At 67.0% G+C, this 21,819-nt stretch carries 27 protein-coding genes; 15 read left to right on the top strand and 12 right to left on the bottom strand.

From position 1 onward, the window contains the following. The first annotated feature begins 1 nt into the window (after position 1). The 4 genes from B0920_RS00370 to B0920_RS00355 are packed head-to-tail and all read left to right on the top strand — an operon-like array spanning position 2 to position 3,717. Entirely contained in the window at positions 2 to 514 is a 513-nt protein-coding gene (locus tag B0920_RS00370; protein WP_078030620.1) for a DUF2271 domain-containing protein, read from the top strand. A 16-nt stretch (positions 515 to 530) separates the two neighbouring features. Continuing rightward, a complete protein-coding gene (locus B0920_RS00365; protein WP_078030619.1) occupies positions 531 to 1,355 on the top strand; it encodes a DUF4198 domain-containing protein in 825 nt (274 codons plus the stop codon). Continuing rightward, entirely contained in the window at positions 1,355 to 2,380 is a 1,026-nt protein-coding gene (locus tag B0920_RS00360) for an FAD:protein FMN transferase (RefSeq protein ID WP_078030618.1), read from the top strand. The genes B0920_RS00365 and B0920_RS00360 overlap by 1 nt, the downstream gene beginning before the upstream one ends. Further along, entirely contained in the window at positions 2,377 to 3,717 is a 1,341-nt protein-coding gene (locus B0920_RS00355; RefSeq protein WP_078030617.1) for a sulfite reductase subunit alpha, read from the top strand. The genes B0920_RS00360 and B0920_RS00355 overlap by 4 nt, the downstream gene beginning before the upstream one ends. Before the next feature lie 58 nt (positions 3,718 to 3,775). Here the strand turns inward: B0920_RS00355 and B0920_RS00350 are convergent, their stop codons facing one another. Then, positions 3,776 to 4,114, bottom strand: coding sequence for a KGG domain-containing protein (locus tag B0920_RS00350; RefSeq protein ID WP_078030616.1), 339 nt, complete (start codon positions 4,112 to 4,114; stop codon positions 3,776 to 3,778). A 274-nt stretch (positions 4,115 to 4,388) separates the two neighbouring features. Here B0920_RS00350 and B0920_RS00340 point away from each other — a divergent pair, with 274 nt between their 5' ends. From B0920_RS00340 to B0920_RS00320, 5 genes are all read left to right on the top strand, one after another. Continuing rightward, a complete protein-coding gene (locus tag B0920_RS00340; protein ID WP_179119057.1) occupies positions 4,389 to 5,915 on the top strand; it encodes an ATP-binding protein in 1,527 nt (508 codons plus the stop codon). Continuing rightward, positions 5,912 to 6,571, top strand: a complete 660-nt coding sequence (locus B0920_RS00335) for a response regulator (RefSeq protein ID WP_078030613.1) — start codon at positions 5,912 to 5,914, stop codon at positions 6,569 to 6,571. Before B0920_RS00340 ends, B0920_RS00335 begins: the two co-directional genes overlap by 4 nt. Positions 6,572 to 6,655: 84 nt before the next feature. Further along, positions 6,656 to 7,096 (top strand): hypothetical protein, encoded by a 441-nt coding sequence (locus B0920_RS25840; protein ID WP_078030612.1) that lies wholly within the window; start codon positions 6,656 to 6,658, stop codon positions 7,094 to 7,096. Between the two features lie 35 nt (positions 7,097 to 7,131). Next, the gene (locus tag B0920_RS00325) at positions 7,132 to 7,512 is read left to right on the top strand and encodes a BlaI/MecI/CopY family transcriptional regulator (RefSeq protein WP_078030611.1); all 381 of its coding nucleotides are present in this window, start codon (positions 7,132 to 7,134) and stop codon (positions 7,510 to 7,512) included. Between the two features lies 1 nt (position 7,513). Beyond that, a complete protein-coding gene (locus tag B0920_RS00320) occupies positions 7,514 to 7,684 on the top strand; it encodes an oxidoreductase-like domain-containing protein (RefSeq protein WP_078030610.1) in 171 nt (56 codons plus the stop codon). A 7-nt stretch (positions 7,685 to 7,691) separates the two neighbouring features. On the opposite strand, the gene B0920_RS00315 is transcribed toward B0920_RS00320, so the two are convergent. Next, the gene (locus tag B0920_RS00315; protein WP_078030609.1) at positions 7,692 to 8,597 is read right to left on the bottom strand and encodes a LysR family transcriptional regulator; all 906 of its coding nucleotides are present in this window, start codon (positions 8,595 to 8,597) and stop codon (positions 7,692 to 7,694) included. Between the two features lie 112 nt (positions 8,598 to 8,709). On the opposite strand from B0920_RS00315, the gene B0920_RS00310 reads away from it, so the two are divergent. From B0920_RS00310 to B0920_RS00290, 5 genes are all read left to right on the top strand, one after another. Next, complete coding sequence (locus B0920_RS00310; RefSeq protein WP_078030608.1) at positions 8,710 to 9,834, top strand: aldo/keto reductase; 1,125 nt, start codon at positions 8,710 to 8,712, stop codon at positions 9,832 to 9,834. Positions 9,835 to 9,850: 16 nt separating this feature from the next. Then, positions 9,851 to 10,039, top strand: coding sequence for a hypothetical protein (locus B0920_RS00305; RefSeq protein WP_078030607.1), 189 nt, complete (start codon positions 9,851 to 9,853; stop codon positions 10,037 to 10,039). 129 nt (positions 10,040 to 10,168) lie between these two features. Next, positions 10,169 to 10,753 carry a nuclear transport factor 2 family protein gene (locus B0920_RS00300; protein ID WP_179119056.1) on the top strand — a complete coding sequence of 195 codons (585 nt, stop codon included), beginning with the start codon at positions 10,169 to 10,171 and terminating at the stop codon, positions 10,751 to 10,753. Between the two features lie 41 nt (positions 10,754 to 10,794). Next, a complete protein-coding gene (locus tag B0920_RS00295) occupies positions 10,795 to 11,772 on the top strand; it encodes an SDR family NAD(P)-dependent oxidoreductase (protein ID WP_078030605.1) in 978 nt (325 codons plus the stop codon). Between the two features lie 89 nt (positions 11,773 to 11,861). Further along, positions 11,862 to 12,341 (top strand): DUF421 domain-containing protein, encoded by a 480-nt coding sequence (locus B0920_RS00290; protein ID WP_078030604.1) that lies wholly within the window; start codon positions 11,862 to 11,864, stop codon positions 12,339 to 12,341. 27 nt (positions 12,342 to 12,368) lie between these two features. Here the strand turns inward: B0920_RS00290 and gluQRS are convergent, their stop codons facing one another. Beyond that, a complete protein-coding gene (gene gluQRS, locus B0920_RS00285; RefSeq protein WP_078030603.1) occupies positions 12,369 to 13,277 on the bottom strand; it encodes a tRNA glutamyl-Q(34) synthetase GluQRS in 909 nt (302 codons plus the stop codon). A gap of 51 nt (positions 13,278 to 13,328) precedes the next feature. Then, on the bottom strand, positions 13,329 to 13,820 hold the full coding sequence (locus B0920_RS00280) for a nuclear transport factor 2 family protein (protein ID WP_078030602.1): 492 nt from the start codon (positions 13,818 to 13,820) through the stop codon (positions 13,329 to 13,331). Positions 13,821 to 13,952: 132 nt separating this feature from the next. Between B0920_RS00280 and B0920_RS00275 the strand changes: the two genes are divergently transcribed. Further along, a complete protein-coding gene (locus B0920_RS00275) occupies positions 13,953 to 14,342 on the top strand; it encodes a hypothetical protein (protein ID WP_143745587.1) in 390 nt (129 codons plus the stop codon). Positions 14,343 to 14,364: 22 nt separating this feature from the next. Here the strand turns inward: B0920_RS00275 and rnk are convergent, their stop codons facing one another. The 8 genes from rnk to B0920_RS00235 all read right to left on the bottom strand — a co-directional run bounded on the left by rnk (position 14,365) and on the right by B0920_RS00235 (position 21,596). Continuing rightward, positions 14,365 to 14,772, bottom strand: coding sequence for a nucleoside diphosphate kinase regulator (rnk, locus tag B0920_RS00270; protein ID WP_078030600.1), 408 nt, complete (start codon positions 14,770 to 14,772; stop codon positions 14,365 to 14,367). A 688-nt stretch (positions 14,773 to 15,460) separates the two neighbouring features. Beyond that, positions 15,461 to 16,762 (bottom strand): citrate synthase, encoded by a 1,302-nt coding sequence (gene gltA, locus B0920_RS00265; protein WP_078030599.1) that lies wholly within the window; start codon positions 16,760 to 16,762, stop codon positions 15,461 to 15,463. Between the two features lie 54 nt (positions 16,763 to 16,816). After that, positions 16,817 to 17,083 (bottom strand): succinate dehydrogenase assembly factor 2, encoded by a 267-nt coding sequence (locus B0920_RS00260; RefSeq protein ID WP_078030598.1) that lies wholly within the window; start codon positions 17,081 to 17,083, stop codon positions 16,817 to 16,819. A 151-nt stretch (positions 17,084 to 17,234) separates the two neighbouring features. Then, positions 17,235 to 17,945, bottom strand: a complete 711-nt coding sequence (locus B0920_RS00255) for a succinate dehydrogenase iron-sulfur subunit (protein WP_078030597.1) — start codon at positions 17,943 to 17,945, stop codon at positions 17,235 to 17,237. A 51-nt stretch (positions 17,946 to 17,996) separates the two neighbouring features. Further along, positions 17,997 to 19,775, bottom strand: a complete 1,779-nt coding sequence (gene sdhA, locus B0920_RS00250) for a succinate dehydrogenase flavoprotein subunit (protein WP_078030596.1) — start codon at positions 19,773 to 19,775, stop codon at positions 17,997 to 17,999. 2 nt (positions 19,776 to 19,777) lie between these two features. Further along, on the bottom strand, positions 19,778 to 20,146 hold the full coding sequence (sdhD, locus tag B0920_RS00245) for a succinate dehydrogenase, hydrophobic membrane anchor protein (protein WP_078030595.1): 369 nt from the start codon (positions 20,144 to 20,146) through the stop codon (positions 19,778 to 19,780). A 2-nt stretch (positions 20,147 to 20,148) separates the two neighbouring features. Then, positions 20,149 to 20,574, bottom strand: a complete 426-nt coding sequence (gene sdhC, locus B0920_RS00240; RefSeq protein WP_179119055.1) for a succinate dehydrogenase, cytochrome b556 subunit — start codon at positions 20,572 to 20,574, stop codon at positions 20,149 to 20,151. Between the two features lie 257 nt (positions 20,575 to 20,831). Then, positions 20,832 to 21,596, bottom strand: a complete 765-nt coding sequence (locus tag B0920_RS00235; RefSeq protein WP_078030594.1) for a GntR family transcriptional regulator — start codon at positions 21,594 to 21,596, stop codon at positions 20,832 to 20,834. Between the last annotated feature and the right edge of the window lie 223 nt (positions 21,597 to 21,819).

The raw sequence follows: 21,819 nt of genomic DNA, 5'->3' as shown, positions 1-21,819 counted from the left end.
CATGAAACTGTCCCACTCGCTCGCCCTGACCCTGCCGCTCGCTTCCAGCTGGGCCATGGCCGCCGACCTGTCCGTGAAGTTCGAACTGCCGCAGCTGAACGTGGCCGAATACCACAAGCCCTATGTGGCGATGTGGATCGAGCGCGCCGACCAGTCGGTTGCTTCGACCCTGTCCGTCCTGTACGACATCAAGAAGAAGGACAAGGCCGGCGAGAAGTGGGTCAAGGACCTGCGCACCTGGTGGCGCAAGGCCGGCCGCGACGCCAGCCTGCCGATCGACGGCGTGAGCGGCGCCACCCGCGCCGCCGGCACCCACACCCTGAGCTTCGGCCCGGCCCTGAACGGCATCGACAAGCTGCCGGCCGGCGAATACCGGCTGGTGGTCGAGGCGGCGCGCGAAGCGGGCGGGCGCGAGCTGGTGAAGGTTCCCTTTACCCTGCCGGCCAAGGGCAAGCTTGCCGCCAACGCCGCCGGCAAGGAAGAACTGGGCGCGGTGTCGCTCCAGATCCAATAATTCCAAGGAGACCACGATGTCCATCCGCATCCTCAAGCACACCGTCCTGGCCCTGTCGCTGGCCGGCCTCTCGCTGTCCGCCGCCGCCCACCGCGGCTGGATCCTGCCCAGCGCCACCCTGGTCGAGAAGCCGGAAGCCTGGGTCACCATCGACGGCGCCATCTCGGAAGGCCTGTTCGACTTCGACCACGTCCCGCTGCGCCTGGACGGCCTCCTGGTCACCGACCCGGACGGCGCCAGCGCCCCGGCCCAGGGGGCGGTGCTGGGCAAGCTGCGCTCCACCCTCGACCTGCGCATGCCCAAGGACGGCACCTACCGCCTGGCCCTGGTGAACAACAACGTCTTCGGCAGCTACAAGCTGAATGGCGAAGTCAAGCGCTTCCGCACGGTCGAAGCCAACCTGGCGAAAGAGATCCCGCAAGGCGCGCAGGAGCTCAAGACCACCATCACCGCGACCCGCCTGGAGACCTTTGTCTCGGCCAACAAGACCTCGGAAGGCGCGCTCAAGCCGACCGGCCAGGGCCTGGAGCTGGTGCCGGTTACCCACCCCAACGAACTGCACGCCGGCGAGACCGCGCGCTTTCGCTTCGTGCTGAACGGCCAGCCGCTCGCCAACTTCCCGTTCAGCCTGGTGCCGGGCGGGGTCAAGTACCGCGGCACCCTGGGCGAGCTGCGCTTTTCCACCGACGCCAAGGGCGAGGCCAGCTTCACCCTGCCGGCGCCGAACATGTACTGGCTGACCGCCAAGTACCCGGTCGAACAAGGCAAGGGCCCTTCGGAGGCCGCCGGCGACACCCGCCGCTACAGCTACTCGGCCACGCTGGAAGTCCTGCCCCAGTAATGCGCGCCGTCCTCGTCCCGCTCGACATCGACCTGGCCCTGCCGCCCGCCGGCAGCCAGCTGCGGCGCGCGGCCGGCGCCAGCATGGGCACCGACTGGTCGGTGCGCATGATGCTGCCGCCGGCGGTCGACGGCCAGCTCCTCGCGCGCGCCCTGCAATGCGAGCTGGACGAGATCGTGGCCCAGATGAGCCACTGGGAAGCGGATTCGCTGCTGTCCCGCTACAACCGCGCCGAGGCCGGCAGCTGGCATGCGCTGCCGCCGCAGTTCTTCGACGTGGCCGAGTATGCGCTGCGGGTGGCCGAGGACAGCGGCTGGGCCTATGACCCGGCGGCCGGCGCCCTGGTCGAGCTGTGGGGCTTCGGCCCCACCCGGCGCTACGACCAGGCCGGCTTCTATGCGCCGGCCGACGAGGCCATTGCCGCGCTGGTGCGCACGCGCGCGGCGCGGCGCCCGGTGCTGGACCGCTCTAGCCGGCGCCTGCTGCAGCCGGGCGGCGCGGTCCTCGACTTTTCCTCGGTCGCGAAGGGCTATGCGGTCGACTGCCTGGCGCGCTGCCTCGAGCGCCACGGCGTGCACCACTACGTGGCCGAGATCGGCGGCGAACTGCGCGGCGCCGGGGTCAAGCCGGATGGCGAACCCTGGTGGGTCGAGATCGAAGGCGTGCCCGATGCCGGCGCCGGCACGTCCACGCCGGTGGTCGCCCTGCACGGCCTGGCGGTCGCCACCTCGGGCGACTACCGGCGCTACTTCACGCATGCCCGCGGCGACCACGGACCGCGGCGCGCCTCGCACACGCTCGACCCGCGCAGCGGCTATCCGGTCGCCAACCAGCTCGCCTCGGTGAGCGTGCTGGCCACGAGCTGCATGGCGGCCGACGCCCTGTCCACGGCGCTCACCGTGCTCGGCCCCGAGGCCGGGCTGGCCTACGCCGACGCGCGCGGCATCGCCGCCCGCTTCCTGGTGCGCGGTCCGGGCGCGCTGCTCGAAACCACCAGCGCCGCCTGGCGCACCCTGCTCCAATGATCACCATCGACCCTGTCCGCTGGGGCGGCGCGCTGGCGCTGTCCGGCGTCTATCTCATGATGTGCCTGGCGATCTGGCGCGGCCGCATGGCGCGCGCCAGCGCCGCGACGGGTCCGGCCGACTGGCTGGTGGTGCACGCGAGCCAGACCGGCAGCGCCGACTGGCTGGCCCAGCGCAGCGTGGACACCCTGGTCACCGGCGGGCTGAAGGCGCGCGCGGTGTGCATGTCCAGGCTCGACCTCGACACCTTGCGCGGCGCCAGCCGCGTCCTGTTCATCGCCAGCACCTATGGCGAGGGCGACGCCCCCGACCCAGGCGCGCGCTTCGCCAGCGAAGCGATGGCCGCCGCTCCCGATCTCTCGCACCTGCACTACGCGGTGCTGGCCCTGGGCGACAGCAGTTACGCCAATTACTGCGGCTTCGGCCGCCAGCTCGACCGCTGGCTGGCGGCGCGCGGCGCCACGCCCCTGTTCGAGCGCATCGACGTCGACCGCGGCGCCCCGGCCGCGCTGGGCGAATGGCAGCACCAGCTCGGCCGCCTGGCCGGCACCATGGATGCGCCCGACTGGGAAGCCCCGGCCTACGGCGAGTGGCGCATCGCGGCGCGCACCCTGATGAACCCGGGCAGCGCCGGTGGCCCGCTCTACCGCCTGGCCCTGGTCCCGCTGGACGGCCCGTTGCCGGACTGGCGCGCCGGCGACCTGGCGCAGGTGAGCGCGCCGCGCGACCCCGCGCATCCGCGCGAATACTCGGTGGCCTCGGTGCCCGCCGAAGGCCGGCTGGAACTGATGGTGCGCCTGCAGCGGCGCGAGGACGGCACGCCTGGCGCGGCCTCGGGCTGGCTGTGCGAAGACGCGGGCGGCCAGGACGTGGTGCGCCTGCGCCTGCGCGCGCACGAACGCTTCCGCCTCGGGACCAATGCCCGCCGGCCCCTGATCGCGATCGGCAACGGCAGCGGCCTGGCCGGCCTGCGCGCCCTGCTCAAGGAACGCATCGACAACGGCGTGCGCGACCACTGGCTGCTGTTCGGCGAACGCAACGCGGCCCACGACAGCCTGTGCCGCGACGAACTGCAAGAGTGGCTGGCCGCGGGTGCGCTCACGCGCCTGGACCTCGCCTTCTCGCGCGACGGCGACAGGCCGCGCTACGTGCAGCACCTGCTGCGCGAGCACGCCGACGTGCTGCGCGCCTGGGTCGCGGACGACGCGGCGATCTACGTGTGCGGCAGCCTGCAGGGAATGGCCGGCGGCGTGCACGACGCGCTGGTCGAGATCCTCGGCGAGGAACTGGTCGACAGGCTGGTGAGCGAAGGCCGCTACCGGCGCGACGTCTACTGAAGCTGGAGAAAACGCGAAAACCGCCGGCGGGGCCGGCGGCTGTCGACTTCAGGCGCGCTTAGCGCTTGTCGTCGTTCTTGTGGCTTTGACGGCCCGCTTGCGCGTGCTGCTCGGACGAGCCGCCGCGTTGGCCGCTGCTGCCCTGGTTGCCGCTCTGCTGGTTGCCGCCACCACCCTGGTTGCCACTCTGCTGGTTGCCGTCGTTCTTGTGGCTCATCGAGCCAGCACGGCGTGCTTCTTCCGAAGTGAACTCATGCGCATTGCCCGAAGCGTGCGCCGCGCGGCCGCCTTCGCTGGCGATCTCGCGCTGCTTCTGCGGATCCATCGAAGCGAAACCGCGGTTGCTGGTGTCGCTCTGCTTGTTGCCGTTGTTGCCGCCTTGGTTGTTCGAAGCCATGATTGCCTCCTTATCTTCGTTGAAGAAATCAGTCGTCATCGACTGAACTCGAGGTCTATGCTAATCATCGAAAGCCAGCCTGAACACCAAAAATGGACCACAGTCCTGTAGGACTACTCCCCACTGGCCACCCCGGCTTGTCCGGCAGCCCCAAAGTAACCGGACAGTTCAAAATCTCGCATATGCACGTGGTTTTTAGGATGTCAATTATCAGAATTGCACCATGGGAGACTAACTGTACTACAATTAAGCATCGATATTTACTCCTGGCAAAGTGAAGATCTCCATCGGATTCCGCCTGTTCGCCTCGGTCCTGCTGGCCATCCTGCTGGTGGCGGCGAGCGGCGTCCTGGTGCTGCGGCAAAAGGTGCTGGGCAGCTTCGGCGACTACGCGGTGGCGATCGAACTGGACCGCCTGGGCGATCTCAGCGCCGAACTCACCCGCGCCTACGAGCGTCGCGGCAACTGGAGCGTCGTGCCGGATGGCCCGGCGCGCAGGACCTGGCTGGCCAATGAACTGGCCCGGCTGCAGGACATGCGCGCGCGCGGCGAAGCCGTCGCGCCCATCCCTGCGCCGACGACGCCGCGCATTCCCGCTCCCGCGCCCCCGGCCCCGCCGCAGCCACCCGCGCCGCCCGCCCCACCCGCCCCACCCGCGATGCCGCTGCCGCCGCTCGCGCCGCCGCAAGCGCCGCCGGCCGACGCGCAGGGCGTGGTGCAGGACCTGCACGAGCGCATCACCCTGCTCGACGCCGAGGGTCGCTACCTGGCGGGGCGCGAGCCCGGCCCGCTGCCGCTGGCCCGGCGCCCGATCGAGGTCGGCGCGCGCACCGTGGGCTATCTCGCCGTCGCGCGCAGCCACCAGCCGAGCGACGCCCTGGCCTATGCCTTCCTGGCCGAACTGCGCGCCAGCCTGTGGCTGATCGGCGCCGCCGCCGTGGTGCTCAGCGCCCTCGCCGCCAGCCTGCTGGCGCGCCACTTCCGGCGCCCGATCGACCGTCTTGCGCGCGGCGCCGGCGCGCTCGCCGCGGGCGACTACGCCGTGCGTCTGCCGCAGGACCGCAGCGACGAGCTGGGCGAACTGGCACGCCACTTCAACGCCCTGGCCGAGCGCCTGGCCCAGGCCGAGAATGCGCGCCGCGAATGGGTGGCCGACACCTCGCACGAACTGCGCACGCCGCTGGCGGTGCTGCGCGCCCAGCTCGAAGCGCTGCAGGACGGCGTGCGCCAAGCCACGCCGGAGACCGTGGACGCGATGCTGCGCCAGGTGCTGGCGCTGAACAAGCTGATCGACGAGCTCTACGCCCTGGCGCGCGCCGACCTTGGCGAACTGGCCTGCCGGCGCGAGCGCATCGACCTGTGGCAGCTGGCGGTCGACGAAGCGCGCCAGTTCGCGGGCCGCTTCGATGCGGCCGGGCTCACGCTGGAGATCGCGCCGCCGCCGTCGCGCGCCAACGTGCTGGCCGATCCCGACCGCATGCGCCAGGTGCTCGGCAACCTGTTCGAGAATGCCCTGCGCTACACCGCCGCAGGCGGACGGGTCGGCTTGCACGCCCGGCTCGAGGGCGCACGCCTGGCCCTGGTGCTGGACGACAGCGCGCCCGGCGTGCCGGAACCGGCCCTGGCCCGGCTCGGCGAACGCTTCTACCGCGTCGATGCCTCGCGCAGCCGCGCCCACGGCGGGGCCGGCCTGGGCCTCGCGCTGTGCCGCCGCCTGCTCGAAGCCCAGGGCGCGCAGCTGTCCTTCGCGCCTTCTCCGCTGGGTGGCCTGCGCGTGACGATCGCAATGGAGCTCGCATGACGCGCTTGATGATCGTCGAGGATGAACCCGAACTCGCGGCCCTGGTCGCCGACTATGCGCGCGCGGCCGGCTACAAGGCCGAAGTGGTCGGCGACGGCGCCCAGGCGCTGGAGGCGATCCGCCGCGCGCCGCCGGCCCTGCTCGTGCTCGACCTGATGCTGCCCGGCCTGGATGGCTTGGCCTTGTGCCGCGCCGTGCGCGAATTTTCCGACCTGCCGATCGTGATGGTGACCGCGCGCGTGGAAGAGATCGACCGTTTGCTGGGCCTGGAGAGCGGGGCCGACGACTACCTGTGCAAGCCCTTCAGCCCGCGCGAACTGATGGCGAGGGTCAAGGCCATCCTGCGCCGCACAGGAGTGGCGGCGCCCGCCCCTTCGCTGGCCGTCGACGAGCACGCGCGCCGCATCCGGGTGCATGGCAAGGCGCTCGACCTGACGCCCAGCGAGTACGCGATCCTGGCCGCGCTGGCGCGCCGCCCCGGCCAGGTGCTGACGCGCGCCCAGCTGCTCGACGCCGCGCGCGCCGACAACCTGGAGGCGACCGACCGCGCCATCGACAGCCACATCAAGAACCTGAGGCGCAAGATCGAGGCTGCGGCCCCGGGCCTGGAGGCGATCCGCTCGATCTACGGGCTGGGTTACCGCTGCGATTGTTAGGATCCATTTTTTCTCCACATTTGGCGCGCACCATGCGCTCATGGTCCGCAACACGAGGCGGGCCGCCAACACATGGAGAACAGCATGAAGAAGACCCTGGCCCTGATCGCCTTCACCCTGCTCGGCGGCGTTGCCGTCGCCCAGACCGGTTCCGAGACGGTGCGCGTCTGGATCGATTGCGACGCGGCGAAGAACGAATGCCCCAAGCCCCCGGCGCCGCCCGCCCCGCCAGCCCCACCCGCCCCGCCTGCGCCGCCTGCGCTGCCGCACCAGGCCGTGGCCACCGCTCCCGCCCTGCCGGCCCTGCCCAGCCTGCCCGCGATCCCGGCCCCGCCGGCACCGCCCACGCCGCCGGCGGTGGAACTGCCCGAGGTGCCCGAGGTCGTCCATGCCGCCTGCGCCGACAAGGCCGCCGGAAGTAGGCTGGGCTGGAAGCTCTCGCAGAACGAGACCATCAGCGGCGTCTGCGAGCGCAAGACCGGCCGCATGCAGTTCCGCCTGCAGGCCTACCACCGCAGCCGCTGATGGACTTCGGGATCTAGATCATTTAATCTAGATCCATGAGCACCACCCTCTCTCAACCCAAGCCGACCCCCGCCGAGCTCGAGATGCTGCGCCTGCTGTGGCAGCTCGGGCCGGCCACCGCGCGCCAGGTCCACGAGGCCGCGGTCGAGACGCGCCCGGACATGGGCTATGCCAACGTGCTGCGCCAGTTGCAGGTGATGCATGCCAAGGGCCTGCTGACGCGCGACGAAAGCGCGCGCGCCCATGTGTATGCGCCGGCCCAGCCGCAGGACAGCCTGCAGACCGGCCTGCTCAAGGAACTCATCCACAAGGCCTTCGCCGGTTCCGGCAAGGAACTGGTGCTGGCGGCCCTGCGCGGCCACGTCAGCAAGAAGGAGCGGGCCGAGATCCAGGAACTTCTCAACAAGGAGAAGTGAGATGCCGCGCCGCCGTCCCGAGCCGCCGGTCCAGCCCGCGCTGGAGGATTGCTGCCGCAGCGGCTGCGTTCCCTGCGTGTTCGACCTCTACGAGGAAGCGCTGGCGCGCTACGAGAAGGAGCTGGCGGCCTGGGAGGCCGAACAGGCCGAGGCCACCGGCAAGCCTGCCTGAGGCCGGCTCAAGGTTTGCGGCGCAGCCTGGCGGTGCCGAAGTCGATGAATTTGCGCAGCTTGAGCGGCAGTTGCCGGCGGCCCGGATAGTAGATGTGAAAGCCCGGGTAGCTGGGGCATGCTTCCTCCAGCACCCGGACCAGGCGGCCGGCCTTGACGTGCTCCGCCACCGCGAGGTCGAAGGTGTAGGCCAGCCCGAGGCCGTCGAGGGCCGCTTCCACCATCAGCAGGGAGTCGTTGCAGACGAAGCCTCCCTGGCTGTCCACCTCCACCGGCTGGCCCTTGTCGAGCAGTTCCCATCGATAGAGCTGTTTGCTGCTCGGGAAGCGATAGCGGATCAGGTCGTGCTCCCTGAGATCGGCGATGCTGGCCGGCTTGCTCCGCTTGCTGAAATAGGATGGCGAACCGACGATTGCAATCTGCATCGGCGGACCAAATGGCAGGGCGACCATGTCTTTTTCGACGCTGTCGCCCAGCCGGAAGCCGGCGTCGAAACCTTCCGCGACGATGTCGCAGAAGCCATCGTCGATGTGCACTTCGACCCTGACCGTCGGATAGGCCGCCATGAAGGCCGGCACCAGTTCGCGCAACACGGTCGCCACCACCACCCGGCCGGCGTTCAGGCGCAGCAGGCCCACCGGCTGGTCGCGGAACTGGGACAAGGATTCGCTCGCATCCAGCAAGTCGGCAATCGCCGGCCCTACCCTTTCGATGTAGGCCTGGCCAGCTTCGGTCAAGGACACGCTGCGCGTGGTGCGGTTGAACAGACGCACACCGAGCCGCTCCTCGAGGGCGCGCACCGATTGGGACAGCGCCGCGGCCGACAGGTCGAGTTCGGCGGCGGCGCCGGTGAAGCTCTTGTGCTTGGCCACGGTGACAAAAGCCAGCAGCCCGTCCAGTTGCGTAAGGCGCATGCGATTCCTAAGAAAATCTTAAAGACCTCTTCGTTTTATACACCTTTTTCCGTGTGAAGGCGAGGAATAGGATGTCTCCATCGTCATCCTTCATCACCGACTGGAGATCATCATGAGCCTCAAGCATACCTACACCCTCGGCAATTCCGGACTGCGCGTGTCGCGCCTCGCCCTCGGCGCCATGACCTTTGGCACCGACTGGGGTTGGGGCACGGACAAGGCCGGCGCAGCCGCCCTGTTCGACGCCTACGTCGATGCGGGCGGCAATCTGGTGGACACCGCCGACCTCTACACCAACGGCGAATCCGAGCGCTGGGTTGGCGAGTTCGTCCGGGAACGCGGCCTGCGCGACAAGATGGTGATCACGACCAAGTTCACCTTCAGCGCCGATCCCGCCAATCCCAACGCCGGCGGCAATGGCCGCAAGAATATCCTGCGCGCCGTGGAAGGCTCGCTGCGCCGCCTCGACACCGACTACATCGACCTCTATCTGCTGCACGCCTGGGACATGCTGACCCAGCCGGAAGAAGTGATGCGCACCCTCGACGATCTGGTCCGCGCGGGCAAGGTGCGCCACGTTGGATTGTCGGACGTGCCCGCCTGGTACGCCAGCCGCGCCCAGGCGCTCGCCGAGTTCCGCGCCTACGAGCCGATCTCGGCGCTTCAACTGGAGTACTCCCTGGTCGAACGCAACATCGAACACGAGTTCGTCGAACTCGGCACCCGCCATGGCATGGGGATTATGGCCTGGAGCCCGCTCGGCGCCGGCCTGCTGTCGGGCAAGTACCGTCCGAGCGAGGGCGGCCAGTTCGGCCAGGGACGCCTGCAGACCCTGAGCGGCTCGAACAATCCCGCCTTCGCCAAATTCAACGAGCGCAATTTCTCCATCGTTGCCGAGCTCGAACAGGTGGCCAGGGAAGTCGGGCGCAGCATGGCCCAGGTGGCGGTCAACTGGGTGGCCAACCGCCCCGGCGTCGCCACGGTGCTGGTGGGGGCCACCCGGCTCGAACAGTTGCGCGACAACCTGGGCGCACTCGATTTCACGCTCCCGCCCGAGCTGGCGGCGCGGCTGGACGCGGCCAGTGCGCCCCAGCCTGCCTTCCCCTACAGCTTTTTCACGAACGGCATGCAGGCGATGATCGCCGGCGCCAATCCGGTCGGCGACAAGCCCGCCGGCTACCGCCGGCCACGGCTGATCCAGGGTGAAGCCGCCGGCGTGACTGGCGCAAGCTCCTGAGCGCGGCGGCGGCAGCATGCGCCCTGTCTGTCTGAACCTGCTCGAGCACGAGCGCAGCGCGCTGATCGCCGCGCTGCGCCGCGAGCTCGCTTACCAGCGCGACCAGGCTGCGCGCTTTCCGGAACTGGCGGATTTCTACCTCTACAAGATGCGCGTCGCCGCCCGGCTGATCGAAGCCTTGGGCGCCCACCATGAGGACGACTGAGGGGAAAGCGCCGGGGACGCGCCAATTATCAAGAATTCCTTAATAAGTCTTATGCATTACCCCACTTAATCATCGGGGATGCGGGGCCTACCATGCATCCATGTTGAACCCCTCGCCAAGGAGAACGCCATGCACTACCAAGCCACCGGCGCCGTCCGCCGTTTCCTGTCCACCAGCTGCCTCTACCTGGGTGTCGCCGTGGGGGCGGGCCTTGCCAACGCGCCGGTCCTCGCCGCCACGCCGCAAGTAGAAAGTGCGCCCGCGATCGCCGAGCGCAACGCCGCGACCGTGCGCACCTTCCTGCGCCTGCTCGAGCAGATGGACATTCCCGCCTGGGGCGAACTGTGGGCCGAGGACGGCCGCCAGGACATGCCTTACGCGCCACCCGGCTTCCCGACCGAACTGGTCGGCAAACCGCGCCTGCTGGCGCATTTTTCCGGCCTGCCGCAGGCCATGGAAAGTATGCGCTTTCCCGACCTGAAACTGCATCGGACCGACAATCCGCATGTCGTCATTGCCGAATTCCGTGGCGACATCAAGGTGAGGAACTCGGACAAGAAGTACGACAACATCTACATCAATGTCTTCACCTTCCGTCCCGACGGCAAGATCCTGAGCGTCAAGGAATTCTTCAATCCGCTGGTCCTGCTCGAAGGCGGCGCTTTCGAGAACGGCAAGCCGAAGGAGGCGCAAGCCCCGGCCGCCAAACGCTGAACGCCCGCACACCCATCAAGCAATCCGCACCGGAGGACATCATGCTTCGCACACCACGCACCCAAACGACACCGCCGAACGGCGACATGCGCGACGCCGGCAAACGCCGCTTTCTGCAAGGCGGCCTGGCCGCGGCGCTGGCCGGCGCCGGGACACCGCTGCTTGCCCGCGCGGCCGGCGAGGCCGACGCCCTGCCGCTGAGCGGCAAGGTAGCACTGGTCACCGGCGCGGCCCGCGGCATCGGCCGCGCCATCGCCGAGACCTATGCCCGCGCCGGCGCCGCCGTGGCCATGGTCGACATCGCCAATCCCGCCGCGATCCGCACGCGGGGGTACCGACTGGCCAGCGAGGCGGAGTTCGACGAGGCGGTCGCGGCCCTCAAGGCTGCTGGCGCCCGGGTGCTCAGGATCAAGGCGGACGTGCGCGACCTCGAGGCGCTGCGCGCGGCCTACCGGCTCACGGTCGATACCTTCGGCGGCCTCGACATCGTGGTCGCGAACGCCGGCACCGTGGCCTGGCACACCATCGAGAACGGGACCGAAGCCGAAGTCGACGACGTGATGCAGGTGAACCTGGCCGGCGTCTGGAAAACCATCCATGCGGCGGTGCCTCACCTGAAACGCCGCGGCGGACGGGTCATCACCATCTCGTCGATCGGCGGGCGCATGGGTGCAGCCGGCAACGGCATCTACACGGCGACGAAATGGGGCGTCATCGGCCTGACCAAGCAGGCGGCCAACGAACTCGGCAGCTACAACATCGCCGTCAACGCGATTGCTCCCGGACCGATCGACACCCCGATGTACCGCTCGACCGGGCAGTTGCGCTCGATGGGCCTGAACAGCTTCGCGGAGCAGGACCGCTTGCTGGACAGCCTCATGCCGCTGCGAAGCGAGCCGGCGCTGGCGCCCCAGGCGGTGGCCGACGCGGCGCTCTTCCTGGCCGGCGGGCTGGCCGCCAGCATTTCCGGCACAGTGATCGACGTCGCCCTCGGCTTCAACGCCAGTTACACGGGCTGAGCCCCAGGCCCCGCGCGCCGCACGCTTGAAATCACGATGTTAGCAAATTGATTACAATTGTCGCAAAGCGCTTTGGCTGCGGAGGGCATATGTTCGACATGGAGCTTCCCTGGTGGGAATTCGTCGTACGCGGGTTCATCATCTACGTCGCGCTCCTGATCATGGTGCGGGTGTCGGGCCGGCGCACGGTCGGGCAGTTCACGCCCTTCGACCTCCTGATTGTCATGCTGCTGTCGGAAGCCGTGTCGAGCGGCCTGACCGCCGGCGACGAGTCGCTGTCGGGGGGACTGATCGTGGCCGCCACCCTGGTCGCACTCAAGTCCCTGATCGCCATGGTCACGGCGCGCAGCACGGCGATCGAACACCTGGTCGATGGCCGCGCGGTGCTGATCGGGCGTGACGGGGTGTTCTTCGACGACGTGGTCAAGCGCTGCCGCCTGACCCAGAGCGACGTCGAGGAAGCCCTGCGCCAGGCCGACTGTCCGCGCCCGGAAATGAAGGTCGCCTTTCTCGAAGCCAACGGCGAAATCACCATCATGCGCAACGCCTCGTCGGCGCCCTCGTCCTGATGGCAAGCCCGTCGGCCTAGCGCGACCCTAAGCGTCCGGCCTCAGCATCGCACCTCGCCGGTCCAGCAAGCGCCCCCATGCGGGAATGGCCGCATGCCAGAAGGCATCCAGCGTTTCCGGCCCGCCGACATCCAGTCCCAGGAATTCCGCGGTGCGCATCAAGGCAGCCACGGCGGCCGCCTCGTCGCCCGCGGTCACTGCTACGGCGCCGGTCTGCTTGGACAGCTTTTCGCCACCGGCGTTGCGCACCACCGGCACGTGCAGGTAGCGCGGCGTCGGCGCGCCCAGCAGGCGCTGGAGATAGATCTGGCGCGGGGTCGAATCCAGCAGGTCGGCGCCGCGCACCACGTCGGTCACGCCCTGCTCGAAGTCGTCGACCACCACCGCCAGCTGGTAGGCCCAGAAACCGTCGGCGCGCTTGAGCACGAAGTCGCCGGAATCACGCGCCAGGTGCTGGGTAACGGTCCCGGCGAAGCGGTCGCTGAAGCTGATCTCGTCCGCGCCTTGGTCCGGCACGCGCAGGCGCAGGCTGCGCATGCTGCGCCCCGGCGCCAGGCCGTGGCGGCAGGTGCCCGGATAGATGGCCGCGCCATCGGGCGCGAAGCCCAGGCGCGAATCGGCGATCTCGCGCCGGTTGCAGCCGCAAGGATAGGTGCTGGCGGCGATGCGCTCGGCCGCGGCCTGGTAGAGCTGCTTGCGCCGGCTCTGCCATACCACCTCGCCGTCGGCCTGCATGCCGAGCGCCGCCAGCAGGGCCAGGATGCCCTCGGCCGCGCCGGCCACGCTGCGGCCTTCGTCGATGTCCTCGATGCGCACCAGCCAGCGGCCTTCATGGAAGCGGGCGTCGAGGTAACTGGCCACCGCCGCCACCAGCGAACCGGCGTGCAACGGGCCGGTGGGCGATGGCGCGAAACGGCCGATGTAGGGGATGCTCACTTGCTGTTCTTGCGATGCTGGAAAGCCGGCTACCTTAGCACAGGCGGCGCCTCAGGACTTGGCCTTCTTCTCGTGTGCGTCGATCAGTTTTTTAACCTGTCCATTGACCTCGTTCGGCACGGCCATCGAAAGCTGGTAGTGGACGATCTCAAAGCCGCTTTTGGTCTTGCGAATCACGCCGCTGGCCATGCAGTGGCCCATGTTGGGCGTGTCCAGCAGTTCGTCGAACCAGATCAGGGAACCGTCCTGCGATGCGTAGACGTTGCGGCGGGTGGCCTTGAAGCTCCAGGCCGACTTGCGTTCAAAGTATTTCTTGGCCCAGGCCTTGAAGTCGTCGCGCTTCCACAGCTCGCTGCGGTCGGTGCCGATGTAGACGCCGTCGGGCGCCATCTTGTCGAAATAGGCGAGGCGCGCATTGGCTGCGTCATCGTGCCAGGCGTCCACGAAGGCGTTCACCTGGCGGGTCAGCTCGGGATCGGCGTCGGCGCGGGCGAAGCCGGCCAGGCCGAGGAAGAGGAAACAGGCGGTCAGGAAGCGCTTCATGGAGGTCCTTTTTATGTGGTTGGAATATGGCCGCAGGCATTGTACACATTGAAATGTAACAAAATGTGCCAATGCATTTGTGCGCATTTTGCTAGTGTACATTTGCCAACATCACGATTGGCGGACATGGGCATGAAACAGCTGGCAATGGCGGTTTTGAGCGGTCTGATTCTTGGCTTGGCCCGGGCCGAGGCCCCGCCGCCGCCGCGGGAAAAGCCGCCCACCGATGCGCAGAGCAACACTTCCCTGCGCGCGGTGCTGAACGCCGGCCTGATCGAACGCGCCGTGCGCGAGACGCTGGCCGATCAGCCGGCCCAGCGCACCACGGCTTCCGGGACCGTGTTCGGCGCCGATCCTGGCGCAGATCCTTATCGGCAGTTCCGCCAGCATGTCGACGAGGCCAAGGTGCCCTACTGCCTGCACCACGACGGGCTGAAGCGACAGCCGACCTTCTTCCTCAGCGGCTACCTGGCCCTGCCCTTCATCGCCGTCGCCGGGGTGCGCGGCAAGTGCCTGTTCTAGCGCGGGCCGGGCCGCGAAAGGCTCAGCGGTGCAGTTCGCCAGCGCGCTCCGGCTGGAACTCGATGCCGCGCACGGTGACCTTGAATTCGCCGCCGCCCGGGCGCCGCCAGGCGATGCTGTCGCCCACGCGCAGGCCCAGCAGCGCGGTGCCGACCGGAGTTAGCACGGATAGCTGTTCGGCCGAATCCTTCATGTCCTTGGGGTAGCTGAGGGTCAGGGTGACTTCTTCGTCGGCATCGTCGAAGCTGAAGCGCACGCGCGAATTCATGGTCACGACGTCGGGCGGCATCTCCCAGGGTTCGACCATGTCGGCGCGGCCGAGTTCGTCGAGCAGGGCGTCGCGCGCCCCGGCCTGGGCGGCGGGCAGGCGGTCGAGCAGGCGTTCGAGACGTTCGAGGTCGAGCCACGAGACGGTGATGCTTGGTTTCATAAGATTCTCCATGAGGCGGCCCGGTGCCGTACGAGGGGATGGGCCAGTGAAAAGGGAAAGCACCGACGCGATGGTCAGGTGCACGCTGCGATGGAGTTGGCCCGGGAGGATGGCGGGCCGGAGCCCTGCCCTGTGTTCCTCACCGAGCCTGGAAAAGCCAGGCGAGATGGCGGGAAAGCTGGTGCGCGATGCGCGCCGCGCGCGCAGGCGCACTGCTGCCGGAGAGGCAGGAGGCGTTGCAGATCGCGGTGCGGCGTGCGTGGATCATGAGGGTGGATGTGAACGAATCCCGGCCAGTATAGCCCTCGTGGAGGATTCGTCAACGCTTGCTCTGAAGCTCTTTCAGGAATGCCGCAGCAAAGCCTGGATGTCGGCAGGGTGCACAAAAACGTCGTTCCCTGCACTGCCGGAAACGATTCCCCGCAAAGCCGGGGACCCAAGTTGCATGCGCTACCAGAACGCTGAAAAACGTCGTTCCCGGCACTGCCGGAAACGACTCCCCGCGAAGGCCGGGGCCCAAGTTGCATGCGCTACCGGAACGCCAAAAGACGTCGTCCCCGCGAAGGCGGGGACCCAAGTTGCGTGCGTTACCGGAACGCTGAACTTGGGTCCCCGCCTGCGCGGGGACGACGGTGCGGGGCGGCGATGCGGCGTATGCCGCAAGCCCCACAGGATCAGGAAACGCCGATCAGCGCTTGTCGATGCCCGGCACGTCGCGCACCGGCGAGCCGACGAACAGCTGGCGCGGACGGCCGATCTTCTGTTCCGGATCGGCGATCATTTCGTTCCACTGGGCGATCCAGCCGATGGTACGCGCCATCGCGAAGATGCCGGTGAACAGCGAGACCGGGATGCCCAGGGCCGACTGCACGATGCCCGAGTAGAAGTCGACGTTCGGGTACAGCTTGCGCGACACGAAGTATTCGTCGTTCAGGGCGATCTTTTCCAGTTCCATCGCCAGCTTGAACAGCGGGTCGTCCTGCAGGCCCAGTTCGTTCAGCACTTCGTGGCAGGTTTCGCGCATCAGCTTGGCGCGCGGGTCGAAGTTCTTGTACACGCGGTGACCGAAGCCCATCAGCTTCACGCCCGAGTTCTTGTCCTTGACCTTCTCGATGAAGGCCGGGATGTTCTCGACGCTGCCGATTTCCTTCAGCATGTTCAGTGCCGCTTCGTTGGCGCCGCCGTGGGCCGGACCCCACAGGCAGGCGATGCCGGCAGCGATACAGGCGAACGGGTTGGCGCCCGAGGAACCGGCCAGGCGGACGGTCGAGGTCGACGCGTTCTGCTCGTGGTCGGCGTGCAGGATCAGGATGCGGTCCAGGGCGCGCACCAGCACGTCGTTGACCTTGTACTCTTCGCACGGATTGGCGAACATCATGTGCATGAAGTTGGCGCTGTACGACAGGTCGTTGCGCGGGTACATGAAGGGCTGGCCGATCGAGTACTTGTAGGCCATCGCGACCAGGGTCGGCATCTTGGCGATCAGGCGGATCGCGGAGATTTCACGCTGTTCCGGATCGTTGATGTCGAGCGAGTCGTGGTAGAACGAGGCCAGCGCGCCGACGGTGCCGACCAGCACCGACATCGGGTGCGCATCGCGGCGGAAGCCGCGGAAGAAGAATTGCATCTGCTCGTGGACCATGGTGTGCTTGGTCACGGTCTCGGTGAATTTCTTCTTCTGCTCGGCGTTCGGCAGTTCGCCGTTCAGCAGCAGGTGGCAGGTCTCCAGGAAGTCGCAATTGACGGCCAGCTGCTCGATCGGGTAGCCGCGGTACAGCAGTTCACCCTTGTCACCATCGATGTAGGTGATGCTCGAGTTGCACGAGGCGGTCGACATGAAGCCAGGGTCGTAGGTGAACTTGCCGGTCTGGCCGTACAGCTTGCGGATGTCGATGACGTCCGGGCCGATGGTGCCCTTGTAGATCGGCATGTCGACCGACGGGCTGCCGTCCGAGAACGACAGGGTGGCTTTGGTATCAGAGATGTTCATGGCACTTCCTTATTGTGGGAGTGGGTCTACAAAATAAACGAAAACGGGTTCCGCTCACGCTTGCCGCAGGCGCGCCAGCAAGGCGCGCACGTGCGGCAGGTCGACTTCGCCTTCGGGCTCGGCGCGGCCCAGCAGCAGGTCCATCAGCGGATTGTCCGCGAGGTCCAGCAGGCGGGTCAGGGCATCCACGTCCTCGTCGCTCAGGGCCTCCTCGTGCTTGTCCAGGAAGCGCGTGAGGATCAGGTCGTTCTCGAGGAGCCCCCGGCGCGCGCGCCAGCGCAGGCGGGCGCGGTTGGTGGGGTCGGATTGATGCGTGTTCACACTAGAGTCCGTTGTTGGGTCAACACTATACTCCGCCTGCCGGGAATGCGCAGTACGGTACTTTTACTGTATTTGCGGCGAACTTGGCTGCAAGTTCGCCGCACTTGCCGTTCCGCAGACCCGTGCGGGCCTGCGAATCGGCCGACCCCGCTTAGATCGAACGGCGAACCAGCAATTCCTTGATCTTGCCGATCGCCTTGTTCGGATTCAGGCCCTTCGGGCAGACGTCCGTGCAGTTCATGATCGAGTGGCAGCGGAACAGGCGGTACGGGTCTTCCAGGTTGTCCAGGCGCTCGTTGGTGGCTTCGTCGCGCGAGTCGGCGATGAAGCGGTAGGCCTGCAGCAGGCCGGCCGGGCCGACGAACTTGTCCGGGTTCCACCAGAACGAGGGGCAGGAAGTCGAGCAGCAGGCGCACAGGATGCACTCGTACAGGCCGTCCAGCTCTTCGCGCTCTTCCGGCGTCTGCAGGCGCTCCTTCTCCGGCTTGATCGAGTCGTTGATCAGGAACGGCTTGATCGAGTGGTACTGCTTGAAGAAGTTGGTCATGTCCACGATCAGGTCGCGGATCACCGGCAGGCCAGGCAGCGGACGCAGCACGATCGGCTGGGTCAGCTCGTTCAGGTTGGTGGTGCAGGCCAGGCCGTTCTTGCCGTTGATGTTCATCGCGTCCGAACCGCACACGCCTTCGCGGCAGGAGCGGCGCAGCGACAGGGTGTCGTCGACGTCGGACTTGATGCGCTGCAGGACGTCGAGCAGCATCTTGTCGGTGTCTTTCAGCTCGACGGTGACGTCTTGCATGTAGGGCTTCGTATCCTTGTCCGGATCGTAGCGGTAAATCTTCAGTTGGACGGTGCGTGCCATGTTTTTACCTGTCTTTTCAAGCCGGGGCGCCTGCCCCGGCTTCATCAAATATTAGAAAGTACGGGCCTTCGGCTTGAAGGTCTCGACGGTCAGCGGCTTGGTGACGACAGCCTTGTACTCCAGGCGGTTGTTATCCGAGAACCACAGGGTGTGCTTCATCCAGTTCTCGTCGTCGCGCTTCTCGTAGTCGCTGTGGGCGTGGGCGCCGCGCGATTCCTTGCGCGCCGCGGCCGAGACGATGGTCGCCTTCGCGGTTTCGATCAGGTTGTCCAGTTCCAGCGCTTCCACGCGGGCGGTGTTGAAGACCTTCGACTTGTCCTTGAACGAGACGTGCTTGCGGCGCTCGTCCAGCTTCATGATCTCCTTCACGCCTTCCTGCAGCAGCGCGTCGGTGCGGAACACGCCGCAGAACTTCTGCATGGTGGCGCGGATGTCGTTGGCGACGTGCTGGACCTTCTCCGAACCGGTCGAGGTTTCCAGGCGGTTCAGGCGGTCCATGCCGAAGTCGGCGGCGTCCTTCGGCAGCGGCTTGTTGACCTTCTGCTTGAGGTTCTGGGCCACCACGTGGTTGCCGGCCGCGCGGCCGAACACCACCAGGTCGAGCAGCGAGTTGGTGCCCAGGCGGTTGGCGCCGTGCACCGAGACGCAGGCGCATTCGCCGATCGCGTACAGGCCGCCCACGATCTTCTGGCCGCCGGCGCCATCAGGGGCGACCACCTGGCCGTGGATGTTGGTCGGGATGCCGCCCATCTGGTAGTGGATGGTCGGCACGACCGGAATCGGTTCCTTGGTGGCGTCGACGTTGGCGAACTTGTGGCCGATCTCGAGAATCGAGGGCAGGCGCTTCTTGATGGTGTCGGCGCCGATGTGGCGCAGGTCGAGCAGCACGTGGTCCTTGTTCGGACCGCAGCCGCGGCCTTCCTTGATCTCCTGGTCCATCGAGCGCGAGACGAAGTCGCGCGGCGCCAGGTCCTTCAGGGTCGGCGCGTAGCGCTCCATGAAGCGTTCGCCGTTCGAGTTGATCAGGATGCCGCCCTCACCGCGCACGCCCTCGGTGATGAGGACGCCCGCGCCGGACACGCCGGTCGGGTGGAACTGCCAGAACTCCATGTCCTGCAGCGGCAGGCCGGCGCGCGCCGCCATGCCCATGCCGTCGCCGGTGTTGATGAAGGCGTTGGTCGAGGCGGCGAAGATGCGCCCTGCCCCGCCGGTGGCGAAGATGGTGGTCTTGGCTTCCAGGATCATGACGTCGCCGGTTTCCATCTCGAGGGCCAGCACGCCGAGCACGTCGCCGTCGGCGTCGCGGATCAGGTCCAGGGCCATCCACTCGACGAAGAAGTGGGTGCGGGCGCGCACGTTACGCTGGTACAGGGTGTGCAGCAGGGCGTGGCCGGTGCGGTCGGCGGCCGCGCAGGCGCGCTGGACCGGCTTCTCGCCGAAGTTCGCGGTGTGGCCGCCGAAGGGACGCTGGTAGATGGTGCCGTCCGGGTTGCGGTCGAAGGGCATGCCGAAGTGTTCGAGCTCGTACACGACCTTGGGCGCCTCGCGGCACATGAATTCGATCGCGTCCTGGTCGCCCAGGTAGTCGCCACCCTTGACGGTGTCGAACATGTGCCAGTACCAGTCGTCCTCGCTCATGTTGCCGAGGGAAGCGCCGATGCCGCCCTGGGCAGCGACGGTATGCGAACGGGTCGGGAACACCTTCGACAGCACCGCGACGTTCAGGCCGGCTTCGGCCAGCTGCAGCGATGCACGCATGCCGGAACCGCCGGCGCCAACGATGACCGCATCAAAGCGGCGGGTAGGAACTGCAGTTTTGATTGCTGCCACGATTACACACTCCAGAGAATTTGCACGGTCCAGGCGGCGCAGGCAAGCAGCCAGAGAATCGTCGCCATCTGCAGAAGCAGGCGGATGCCTGCCGGCTTGACATAGTCCATCCAGATGTCACGGATGCCGACCCAGGCGTGGTAGAACAGGCCGAACAGGGTGACCAGGGAGAACAGCTTGAACCATTGCTGCGAGAACAAGCCGGCCCAGCCTTCGTAGCTGAAGTTCTGGGCGGTCAGGAACATGACCAGCAGGACGACCGTGTAGACCGCCATGACGATGGCGGTGACGCGCTGGGCCAGCCAGTCGCGCACGCCGTAGTGGGCGCCGACGACGAGGCGGCGCGGGCCGATATTATTCTTGGTTGCCATTTTTAAAACACTCCGAACAGTTTCAGGCCGACCAGGGCGGTCAGGGCCAGGCTCACGACCAGCACCCAGCGGGCGGTCTTCTGGGCAGCGTCCTTGTCCAGGGCCAGGTGGTTGTCCATGAACAGGTGGCGCACGCCGGCGGTGAAGTGGTGCAGGTAAGCCCAGGACAGGCCCAGCAGGATGATCTTGACGAACCAGCCGCTGACCAGGCCGCGGAAGTGTTCGAACGAGATTTCGGACAGCAGGCTTTCCTGCAGCAGGTAAAGCAGGAAAGGCAGCATCAGGAACAGGCCGGCCCCGCTGACGCGGTGCAGGATCGACACGATCGCCGACGGCGGCATGCGGTACTTCGTGGTGATATCCCCGAAGTCGACATTTCGGTAAACGGGCCGCCCCTTCTTGCTTGCTTCTCTCACGGCTTCAGACATACAACACCTCCCTTATAACGACAGTTTTTTTGTGAACCCTTGATTTTCACCGATTTTGATACCGGCCCCGACCAACCCGCATGCGGATTACCGGGACACCGCGCGGCGAACCGGGTCATGTCCGTCGCTTACCCAAAACCAACATATTTTAATCGCTACACGCGATCGTTGCAGCGCCCCGCCCTCGGGCGGGCGCTGCGGCAGGCCGGCTTCTCCCCAAGGGAATACGCCGGCATGCACCATTCAGTCCATCTTCCTCACGACAGTTCGTTCAGGTAATGATGGTGTGCGGTCGAGTACAGCCCGCGGCGCAGCTCGACCGCCTTGTCGCCATAGGTGAACGAGACGCGCTCGGCGCACAGCAGCGGCGTGCCCTCGGCCACCTTGAGGAAGTCGGCGGCGCCGGCGTCGGCCGCCAGCGCGCGGATCTTCTCGGTGGCGCGGATCATGCGCGTGCCGAATTCCGACTCGAACAGGCCGTACATCGGCCCCTTGTATTCCACCAGGCGTTCCGCGGTCAGCCCCTTGAACAGCTGCCCCGGCAGCCACAGCTCTTCCAGGATGGTCGGCTGGCCGTCGAAGGACTGCAGGCGCTTGATGTACACGACCGCATCGCCCGACTTGAGTTCGAGCAGGCGCGCCACCTCGGCCGGGGCGCGGATGCGCTTGACCTCGATCAGGCGGTTGTCGGGATGGTGGGGAACGCCCTCGTCGGGCATCAATCGCAGGAAGCGGAAGTGGGCCCGCTCCTCGGCGTGGGTGGCCACGAAGGTGCCCTTGCCCTGGCGGCGCACCACCAGGTTCTCGGCCGCCAGCTCGTCGATGGCCTTGCGCACCGTGCCCTGGCTGACCTTGAAGCGCCCCGCCAGCTCCACCTCGCTCGGCATCAGCTCGCCGGGCTTCCATTCGCCCGACTGCAGGCTCTGGGTGATCAGCGCCTTGATCTGCTGGTACAGCGGCCGGAAGGACGGAGACGCGCTGCCGGCTGCTTCGCTGGCCTGGTTGGACGGGACGGGGTTCATAGACCGCGATTTCACCACAAAAGTGCATGAGCGTCCAGTGTGCAACTGTCAAACACATGTGTCTTATATAAGACATATGATATGAATTGACAGATGGATTAGCAGAGGAATACACTCGCGGTCGACCGGGCGTCGGCTCCACAAGCCATTGTACGCGCGCGACACCGGCTCTTTGGCAAAATTTTGGATGGCGCTTTTGGTATCATTGCAGTTTTCCCAAACA

Source organism: Massilia sp. KIM (assembly GCF_002007115.1).
In the GTDB taxonomy this organism is placed as follows: domain Bacteria; phylum Pseudomonadota; class Gammaproteobacteria; order Burkholderiales; family Burkholderiaceae_D; genus Telluria.
The sequence above is the reverse complement of the archived record's forward strand: the minus strand, read 5'-3'. Positions and strand labels throughout refer to the sequence as shown.